The organism is Microbacterium sp. (genome assembly GCF_036277215.1).
Taxonomy (GTDB): Bacteria; Actinomycetota; Actinomycetes; order Actinomycetales; family Microbacteriaceae; genus Microbacterium.
This window is the reverse complement of the sequence record NZ_DASUNI010000185.1, coordinates 1-8749: the sequence shown is the minus strand read 5'-3', so window position 1 is coordinate 8749 and position 8749 is coordinate 1. Positions and strand designations below refer to the sequence as shown.

9 protein-coding genes are annotated in these 8749 nt (G+C 69.7%); 5 read left to right on the top strand and 4 right to left on the bottom strand.

The genetic code is table 11. From position 1 onward, the window contains the following. The 3 genes from VFX99_RS09580 to VFX99_RS09570 all read right to left on the bottom strand — a co-directional run. Window positions 1-273: hypothetical protein (locus VFX99_RS09580; RefSeq protein WP_329666069.1), on the bottom strand; the 273-nt coding region annotated here is incomplete at its 3' end. Continuing rightward, window positions 270-815 carry a hypothetical protein gene (locus tag VFX99_RS09575; RefSeq protein WP_329666068.1) on the bottom strand — a complete coding sequence of 182 codons (546 nt, stop codon included), beginning with the start codon at window positions 813-815 and terminating at the stop codon, window positions 270-272. The genes VFX99_RS09575 and VFX99_RS09580, both read right to left, overlap by 4 nt. Continuing rightward, window positions 812-1459, bottom strand: coding sequence for a hypothetical protein (locus VFX99_RS09570; RefSeq protein ID WP_329666067.1), 648 nt, complete (start codon window positions 1457-1459; stop codon window positions 812-814). Before VFX99_RS09570 ends, VFX99_RS09575 begins: the two co-directional genes overlap by 4 nt. A gap of 218 nt (window positions 1460-1677) precedes the next feature. Here VFX99_RS09570 and VFX99_RS09565 point away from each other — a divergent pair, with 218 nt between their 5' ends. Continuing rightward, window positions 1678-2253, top strand: coding sequence for a hypothetical protein (locus VFX99_RS09565; protein ID WP_329666066.1), 576 nt, complete (start codon window positions 1678-1680; stop codon window positions 2251-2253). Window positions 2254-2322: 69 nt separating this feature from the next. Here the strand turns inward: VFX99_RS09565 and VFX99_RS09560 are convergent, their stop codons facing one another. Continuing rightward, complete coding sequence (locus VFX99_RS09560; protein WP_329666065.1) at window positions 2323-3228, bottom strand: LysR family transcriptional regulator; 906 nt, start codon at window positions 3226-3228, stop codon at window positions 2323-2325. Window positions 3229-3328: 100 nt separating this feature from the next. On the opposite strand from VFX99_RS09560, the gene VFX99_RS09555 reads away from it, so the two are divergent. The 4 genes from VFX99_RS09555 to VFX99_RS09540 all read left to right on the top strand — a co-directional run bounded on the left by VFX99_RS09555 (window position 3329) and on the right by VFX99_RS09540 (window position 8682). Beyond that, the gene (locus VFX99_RS09555) at window positions 3329-7054 is read left to right on the top strand and encodes a bifunctional proline dehydrogenase/L-glutamate gamma-semialdehyde dehydrogenase (RefSeq protein ID WP_329666064.1); all 3726 of its coding nucleotides are present in this window, start codon (window positions 3329-3331) and stop codon (window positions 7052-7054) included. A gap of 170 nt (window positions 7055-7224) precedes the next feature. Next, window positions 7225-7437 (top strand): hypothetical protein, encoded by a 213-nt coding sequence (locus VFX99_RS09550; protein ID WP_329666063.1) that lies wholly within the window; start codon window positions 7225-7227, stop codon window positions 7435-7437. A 223-nt stretch (window positions 7438-7660) separates the two neighbouring features. Then, window positions 7661-8392: an AfsR/SARP family transcriptional regulator gene (locus VFX99_RS09545; RefSeq protein ID WP_329666062.1), complete on the top strand. Its 732-nt coding sequence runs from the start codon at window positions 7661-7663 to the stop codon at window positions 8390-8392. 98 nt (window positions 8393-8490) lie between these two features. Next, window positions 8491-8682 (top strand): hypothetical protein, encoded by a 192-nt coding sequence (locus tag VFX99_RS09540; RefSeq protein ID WP_329666061.1) that lies wholly within the window; start codon window positions 8491-8493, stop codon window positions 8680-8682. Window positions 8683-8749: the final 67 nt, after the last annotated feature.

Sequence of the window (8749 nt, the reverse complement as noted above, 5' to 3'; positions counted from 1 at the left end):
CGGCTGGTCGCCGGGCTCGACCAGGACGGTCACGCTGACGACCCGTGAGCCGGGCGGAGCGGCGGGATCCGTGGTGAACTCGGCCCTCGCCGGCCCGACCCGCGCACCCGCGTACGAGGCCGACCCGCCAGCGGCGACGGTGATCGGCTTGGTGGCGTGGCCGAGATCCCACTCCGACCACTCGTTCACCGCGATGACACCGGCCGTGAGCGGGGCCAGCACCGCGACGAGGGCCAGCCACAGGGCGTTGCGTCGCCACCACGCGCCGCTCATCGCGTGCTCCACCCCGTCGGGAGCAGGTCGACGGCCGGCTCGACTGCAATTGCATCCAGGTCGATCTCCAGCGCGATGACCGAGTCCAGCCGCGGGTCCGCGTCCAGACCGAACTGCAGTATTCCCCGTGCGGCATCAAGGTTTTCGGGAAGCTCGAACGCCAGGCTGCCGGTCTGCGGGATGCCGACTGAGAGCGAGGCGCGCACAAGCGATTCCGGACGTTCGCTCGCACTGAAGATGCGACCGTCTATCTCGAGGGTGGCGAGTGTGAGCAGCGTGCCGAACTCCGACTCCACCGCTTCCGCCTCCAGATCCACGACGACCCAATTCCCGTCGGCGCTCCAGCTCCCGGCCAGCACCCGTTCGGCGCGGCGCACGTCGAGCACGTTGATCGCAAGGTTTCGTCCGACGGCGACTTCGCCGATCTCAGCCGTCACGCGGAACGGATCCTCGGAGGCATCCTCACCGGGTGTGACGGCAGCAACGCCCCACGCCGCCGCGACCAGGGCCGCGCCGAGCACCCACCCCACCCAGCGCTTCACCTGCCGGCTCCGATGTCTTCAAGCTCGATCGTCGTCGTCGCGGCCGGCACCGGGTCGGTCCACCACTGTCCGTTGACGACGAATGACCCGGTGTGCAGGGTCATGTCGTTCAACGTGATCCGCAGCTCCTGCTCATCCGTGAATGCGTCCACCTCCACGGCCCAGGCGAGAAGCAGCTGCGCGGGCACGCCGGGCTGGAGCGACGGGCTGAGCGTCGCGTCGTCGTATCGGGCAACCGAGTCCGGGGTCGTCTCGGTCAGACCTTCGATCTCCAGCGACTGGGTGAGGCTGCTGTCGGGATACGCCGCCAGAGGCTGATTCCAGGTGTTCTCGACGCGGATCGGCAGCGCGAGGACCCGCTCGCCGTCCTCGACGTAGACGCCGGCACCCTGGAATTCGTCGATCAGCACCGCCCGCTCGACGGTGATGGCGAACTGGTCGTTTCGATGCTCTTCGCCCGCTCCCAGATCGGCGACCGGCGCATCCGCGGCCGTGGCCAGACCGCCGAACGCCGCCGTGGCGCCGAGGAACGCGGCGGTCCCGATGCCCGCGAACCACTTCGTCGGGACGCGGTCGGATGCGGCGCGCACCCACCCGAACCGGCTCGTGGGCCGCGACTCCGGTTCGGCGCGGTCGGGGATCACACTCTTCACACTACGGGCGGGCACTTGCGGGGGAATCCGTCGCCGGGATCTTGCCCCCGGGTGGCCTCCGCCCGATGCCTCGGATCCAGCGCGGCCGGCGGCACTAGCCCACCCCGTGCGCTTCCGCAAGGCGTTGTGGCGCAACCCTCGGTGCGGTTGCCTCGTCACGTGGGGCCGCCACAGCCCCCGGCGGCCCCCCTCAACGAAGGAGTGAGCCTGTGGACACACCGACACTCATCTGGATCATCATCGCCGTCATCGTCGTCGCGATCATCATCGTCGTCGCCGTGATGCTCTCACGCCGCAGCTCGGCGAAGCGGCTCGAAGCACAGCACAAGAAGGCGGAGGGTCTGCGCGAAGACGCCCGTCGCACAGAGATGGCGGCTCGCGAACGCGAAGCCCAGGCCGCACAGGCGCGCGCCGACTCGGCGACGGCCGCGGCCGAGGCGGAGCAGGCCAAAGCTCGGGCTGCCCAGGCGGGCATCGAGGCCGAGCGCGCCGCCGCGACGATCGACGACCACGCCTCCGACGCCGCGAAGCTGCGCGAGGAGCAGGCGGAGAAGCTGCGCAAGGCCGACGAAGTCGACCCGGCCGTGACGACGGCGGGGAACGCGCGGACCACTGACCGCACCGGAACCGACAGGGAAGTCACCGACCGCGACGTCACCGACCGCGATCATGACGGCACCGACCGTCGTATCGTCCGCGACAACCCCGATGCCGTCACTTACGACCGCGACACGCGCGACGTGGACGGCGACGGACGCAGGGACGATCGCCCGACCTCGGTCTGACCCGCTCCGCGAACACCACCGCCTCCGGCCGACAGGTCGGAGGCGGTGTGCGTGGAAGTCCGAAAAGAGTCAGCGCGGCGACCGCCCGCTCGTCGAGCGCGCGGCGAACGCATCGCGCAGGGCCGCGCGCACAGTGCGGATGCCGCTGCGTGACATCGACGACCGACGTGCGGCGGTGAAGATCTCGCGGGCCGGATCGCCGGGAAGATCCAGCAGCCGGACCGGCGGATCCAGATCGGCCCAGACGAGATCCGGCAGGACCCCCACGGCACGGCCCGCCGCGATCAGGCGCACCTGCGCGGTCAGGTCGGCGATCTCGAAACGGATGTCCGGCTCGAAGCCGGCCGCGCGGCACTGCTGCACGGCCCATTGCCGGGCCGCCGTTCCGGCCGGCTCCATCACCCACGGGCGCTCTCTCAGCCCGGCCAGGCCGTCGGCGTCCTCATCCGGCGGGAGCGCCAGTCGGATCGGGTCGCTGCCGAGGGTCTCGCGCTCCAGCCCCGAGCGATGCGCCCGCGTGTGACCCGGGTACTGCTCGGCGATCACGAGATCGAATCCGCGGGCCGACAGCTCGAACAGACCCTCTTCGGGCGGAACCTCGGCGATCTCGACGCGCAGTCCCGCTTCGCGCTCGGCGAGCAGGGTGAGGGCGCTCGGAAGGATCGCCTGCGCGGCCGTCTGAAGCACCGCGACGCGAACCGGGGCGATCCCGGGCTGCAGCGATTCCAGCTCGCCGCGGATCTGCTCCTCCAGCTCGAGGGCACGCGACGCGTGCGCCGCGAGCGCGACGCCGTGCTCGGTCAGGCGGACTCGTCGTCCGTCGGGAATGAGCAGCGGCACTCCCGCGTCCTTCTCGAGCTGGGCCAGCTGCTGCGAGATCGTGGACGGACTGTAGGACAGCGCCTCGGCGACGGCTGCCAGCGTGCCGCGCAGCGCGAGTTCGTGCAGCAGCCGCAGCCGTCGCAGCTCGAACATGTGCCCTCCGTCCCTGACAACATAATCATCGAAGGAACCGAATGGTATCGATCATAGATGGTCGCTTTTGCTGAACGATCGGATGCCGCATGCTGGAGGCATGCCGTCGACACCCGTGCCGCACACCGCGCCCGCCGATACCCTCGCCGACCAGGCCATCGAGCTCACCCGTCGCTGGGTCGCCGAAAGCGCCGAGGTCGACGTCGACGCCGCGGCCGCTCGGCTGGCGGGCGTCCTGAAGGATCCGACCGGTCTGCCGTTCACGATCGGTTTCGTCGACGGCGTGATGCGGCCCGAGAGCCTGTCGGCAGCGGCATCCAATCTCAGTCGCGTCGCCCCGCTCGTTCCGAAGTTCCTGCCCTGGTACCTTCGTGGCGCCGTCCAGGTCGGCGGGGTCGTCGCGCCGATCCTGCCCGCCCCGGTCGTGCCGATCGCGCGCCGCGTGCTGCGTGAGATGGTGGGCCACCTCGTTGTCGACGCCCGTCCAGAGAAGCTCGGCCCCGCAATCGCACGGATCCGCGAGAGCGGCGCGCGGCTCAACCTCAACCTGCTCGGTGAGGCCGTGCTGGGCGAGCAGGAGGCAATGCGCCGTCTCGAGGGCATCCACGAACTCGTCCGTCGCCCGGATGTGGACTACGTGTCGGTGAAGGTCTCGGCCATCGCGAGCCACATCTCGATGTGGGCCTTCGACGAGGTCGTCGAGAAGGTCATCGAGCGCCTGCTGCCGCTTTACGTGACGGCATCCTCGGATGGGACGTTCATCAACCTCGACATGGAGGAGTATCGCGACCTCGATCTCACGATGGCCGTCTTCACGCGGCTGATGGAAGACCCGAGACTGCGATCGCTGGAAGCGGGCATCGTGCTGCAGGCATACCTGCCCGACGCCCTGCCGGCGCTCGAGCAGCTGACCGCCTGGGCTCGGGCGCGCGTCGACGCGGGCGGGGCGCCCATCAAGATCCGACTGGTCAAGGGTGCGAACCTCGCGATGGAGCGGGTGGACGCCGTGATGCACGACTGGACGCTGGCGACATACGACACCAAGCTCGACTCCGACTCGAACTACCTGCGGTGCCTCGACTACGCGCTGCGGCCAGAGCACACCGGCGCCGTACGGATCGGCGTTGCGGGACACAACCTGTTCGACATCGCCTACGCCTGGCTGCTCGCCGGAGAGCGCGATGTGCGGGATCACGTCGAGTTCGAGATGCTCCTGGGGATGGCCCAGGGTCAGGTCGAGGCGGTCGCCCGTGACGTGGGTCACGTGCTGCTCTACGTCCCCGTCGTTCGGCCGGACGAGTTCGACGTGGCGATCAGCTACCTCGTGCGACGGCTCGAGGAGAACGCGTCCAGCGAGAACTTCCTCTCGGCCGCGTTCGAACTCGCCGAGGATCCCTCGATGTTCGACCGCGAACGCGACCGGTTTCTGGCGTCTGTCGACCGGGCACGGGATGCCGCGCTGCGCACGGGTCCGAATCGCACCCAGAACCGCGCCGAACCGCCGCCCGAGCCCGGACCCCGCACGGGCGCGCGGTCTCTGCGCGACACAGGAGCTGAGGCAGCCGATTCCGGTCTGACGCAGGTTGTTCTCGGAATCGCCCGCTCCGCCGCGGCGGAGGGCGACACCGCACCGCTCGAGCCGTCGGCGTCCGAGATGGTCTTCGGCGGGGACCGCTTCGTCGAGACTGCGGTGTTCGCCCCCCGCGAGGGCACGGAGCGCGCCGTCGGTGCCCCGGGGTTCCGCAACGCGGCCGACACCGACCCCTCGCTGCCGGCGAACCGCGAGTGGAGCCGCGGCATCCTCACCCGCATCGAGGGCTCGACGGCCGGCGATGCGACGGTCACCGCTTCCGAGATCACAGACGCCGACGCCATCGAGGCGATCGTCGCACGCGTGCGCAGCGCCGCGGAGGAGTGGGGCGCGCTGCCCGCCGGTGAGCGGTCGGCGGTGCTGCAAGCGGCCGCCCGCGCTCTCGAGGCCCGGCGCGGCGAGCTGATCGAGGTGGCGGCATCCGAGACCGGCAAAGTCTTCGCCGAGGCGGACGTCGAGGTCAGCGAAGCGATCGACTTCGCCAGCTACTACGCCGCCACCGCGCGCGAGCTCGACCGTGTGAGCGGCGCCGTCTTCGTTCCGTCGCGGCTGACGGTCGTGACGCCGCCGTGGAACTTCCCGGTCGCTATCCCGGCCGGGGGAGTGCTGGCCGCACTCGCCGCCGGCTCGGGCGTGATCTTCAAGCCGGCGCCGCAGGCGCGCCGCTGCGCCGCGGTCGTCGCCGAAGCGCTGTGGGAGGCCGGCATCCCCCGGGACGTCCTCGCCCTCGTCGACATCGACGAAGGCTCGCTCGGCCAGCGGCTGGTGTCGCATCCCGAGGTGGACCGCGTCATCCTCACCGGGTCGTGGGAGACGGCGGCGCTGTTCCGTTCGTGGCGGCCCGAGCTGCCGCTGCTGGCGGAGACGAGCGGCAAGAACGCGATGATCGTGATGCCGTCCGCCGACCTCGACCTCGCGGCATCCGACGTCGTCAAGAGCGCGTTCGGGCATGCGGGGCAGAAGTGCTCCGCCGCCTCGCTCGCGATCCTCGTCGGACCGGTCGGCCGCTCCGAGCGCTTCGCCCGACAGCTGGTCGACGCCGCGACCTCGCTGCGAGTCGGCCCTCCGAGCGACCCGACGGCCGAAGTCGGGCCCGTGATCGAGCCGCCCTCGGGCAAGCTCGCATGGGCGCTGACGACCCTCGATGAGGGCGAGCGCTGGCTGGTCGAGCCGACCCTTCGCCACGCGGAGGGACCCGATGCGCTTCCCGAGTTCGCGGGGCGACTGTGGACTCCCGGCATCCGCACCGGCGTGCAGCCGGGTTCGCGCTTCCATCGCGAGGAGTTCTTCGGGCCGGTTCTGGGCGTCATGCACGCGCACTCGCTGACGCACGCCCTGGAACTGCAGAACGCGGTCGCCTACGGCCTGACGGCCGGGTTGTACACGCAGAATCCGGACGACCTCGCCGCCTGGCTCGACGGCGTCCAGGCGGGCAACCTGTACGTCAACCGCGGCATCACCGGCGCGATCGTGCAGCGGCAGCCCTTCGGCGGCTGGAAGCGCTCTTCGGTGGGTGCCGGCACGAAGGCGGGTGGACCGAACTACCTGATCGGTCTCGGCTCCTGGCGGGCATCCAGCGGCGCGGCGGCGTCGGCCACGCTGCATCTGCGCGGTCTGGATTCGCGGATCAGTTCCGTGATCGAGGCGGCACAGCCCTCGCTCGGGTACGACGCGTTCGAGTGGCTGCGACGCAGCGCGCTCTCGGACGCGCTGTCGTGGGATCGGGAGTTCGGTCAGGTGCGCGACGTCTCACGCCTCGGCGTCGAGCGCAACTTGTTCCGCTACCGTCCCGTCGATGTCGCCGTCCGGGCCACCGGCGACGCGTCGTGGGAGGCGCTGCTGCGGGTCGTAGTGGCCGGCATCCGGGCGGGATCGGATTTCACGGTGAGCGCGCCGGTCGGACTGCCGGGTGCCGTACGCCGCTCGCTCAGCGACCAGGGCGTGACCGTCTTCGTCGAGAACGAGGACCAATGGCTGCAGCGCATGACGGCCGAGGGTGATTCCACCGTCGCCCGTCCGTCTCGGGCGCGGCTGGTCGGTCCGCCCGAGTCCGTGGCGCTGCTGCACCGAGCCCTTTCGAATGCGGTCGCGGGTGATCCGGACCTCGCGGTGTACGCCAACGAGGTGACGACGGCCGGGCGGCTCGAGCTGCTGCCGTTCCTGCACGAGCAGTCGATCACGATCACCGCGCACCGATTCGGCAACCCGGACGCGTGGAGCGAATCGGTCATCTGATCCTCTGGATTGACATCCACCGCAGGGCAGACCATCATGACCATCACCGACTCGCTCAGCGGACCCGATGCTTCATCGGCCATCATCCAGGGGGAATGATGACCCGGCGAAGGGCGTGCGCGCGACGTGCGCGCGGCCGAGTCGGCTAGGGGAGAGTTCGAATGTCGACGATGGTGATCCGTGTGTGGCAGGAGTCCACCCACGAGAACGCGTTCCGGGCGCGCCTCACCATGAGCGACGCCGACGGAATCGACACGTCGATCGTCTCGGCCGATGCCGACGAGGTCCTTGCCGCAGTGCGCGATTGGCTGGCAGCGCAGCAGCTGCAGCAGGCGTCGCACAGAACACTGCCGCCGGACGCCCCCAGCGCCCTTCGCGCCTGAGCCGACTCGTCACGAATCGAAGCGCGCGATCACCCGCAGCGGGCGCGAAGCGCACGAATCCCCATCGAGCGGCGCCTGAAGCGCCGTTCGCCCGTCAGGTTACACCTGCACGCAATGGGGCTTGACACGGGAGCCCACAGTTCTACCCTGGGAGGCGCCTACGTCGGGCTCTACATCGACAGTGAGCTGACGACGACGGGGACTCGTTCGGGGGTGATGCGAGTTGGCATCGACAGTCGTGCACGGGTGGAGCCTGCGACTCCTCGGGAGGTGGGAGCTTCGTCGGGGCGCGGAGCTGTTCGATGTGGGCGCGCGGCAGCAGCGACTGCTCGCCGTCCTCGCCCTGTTCGGTCCGCGCCCGCGGGCGTATCTGGCCAACCTGCTGTGGCCGGACAGCTCCGAGGCGCATGCCGCGGGAAGTCTCCGCACGTGCGTGTTCGAGGTCTCGCACCGGCTGCCGGGCGTGATCGTGAACAACACCGGTCCCGTCGCTCTGGACGAGGCGGTTCACGTCGACATCGCCGACCTGCGCCGGCTGATCAGCGAGATCCACCTGAACCACTGTGCGGCGGGATCGGTCGATCCCATCGACGTGCTCGCGGACGCCGACCTTCTGCCCGGCTGGTACGAGGACTGGATCGTCTATGCGCAGGAGGGAATGGCTCAGGATCGGCTCTGCGCGCTGGAGACACTGGCCCATAGGCACCTCGACAACGGCGAGGCGGATCTGGCGATCCGCGCGGCCGGTGCAGCGATCGCGATCGAACCGCTGCGCGAGAGCGCGTATCTCCTTCTGGTCAGAAGCCACCTGCTGGCGGGAAACTACGCGTCTGCGATCAGGGCTCACGAACGCATCCGGGACCTCCTCGAGCGCGAACTGGGGGTCGCGGCCGCGCCCGTCTTCGACGAGCTCCTCACCCATGCGCGCCCGAGCGTGCGCCCGGCTCCACGGTAGCTCTCGATAACGCCCCGATAACGGATCGATAACGTCGCCTCTCTTGACTGGTGCGGCCGATCCGATCGGATCGGTTTTCAGTCGAAGGGAACGGAATCATGCAGCACATCACACTGGCCGAACTCGACGCACAATCCGTCGAACTGCTGCCGTCGAAGGAGACGCTCTTCTTCGACCTCAACTGGGCCAACGTTTACGCGACGAACTCTTCCGTCGCCGCAAACGTCCTGACCTTCGGGTCGCTCGCGAACAGCCAGGCATACCAGGCCGTCATCGTCTCGCAGGGCTAGTCGATCGATCCGACCCGGCGCCGCATCCGCGGCGCCGGGTCCCCAGAAAGGAGAAAGCTCATGACCA

Excerpts from the sequence above, each read along its gene's own strand:
- VFX99_RS09560 (WP_329666065.1), bottom strand. The coding sequence starts at position 3,228 with ATGTTCGAGCTGCGACGGCTGCGGCTGCTGCACGAACTCGCGCTGCGC.
- VFX99_RS09555 (WP_329666064.1), top strand. The coding sequence starts at position 3,329 with ATGCCGTCGACACCCGTGCCGCACACCGCGCCCGCCGATACCCTCGCC.
- VFX99_RS09550 (WP_329666063.1), top strand. The coding sequence starts at position 7,225 with ATGGTGATCCGTGTGTGGCAGGAGTCCACCCACGAGAACGCGTTCCGG.
- VFX99_RS09540 (WP_329666061.1), top strand. The coding sequence starts at position 8,491 with ATGCAGCACATCACACTGGCCGAACTCGACGCACAATCCGTCGAACTG.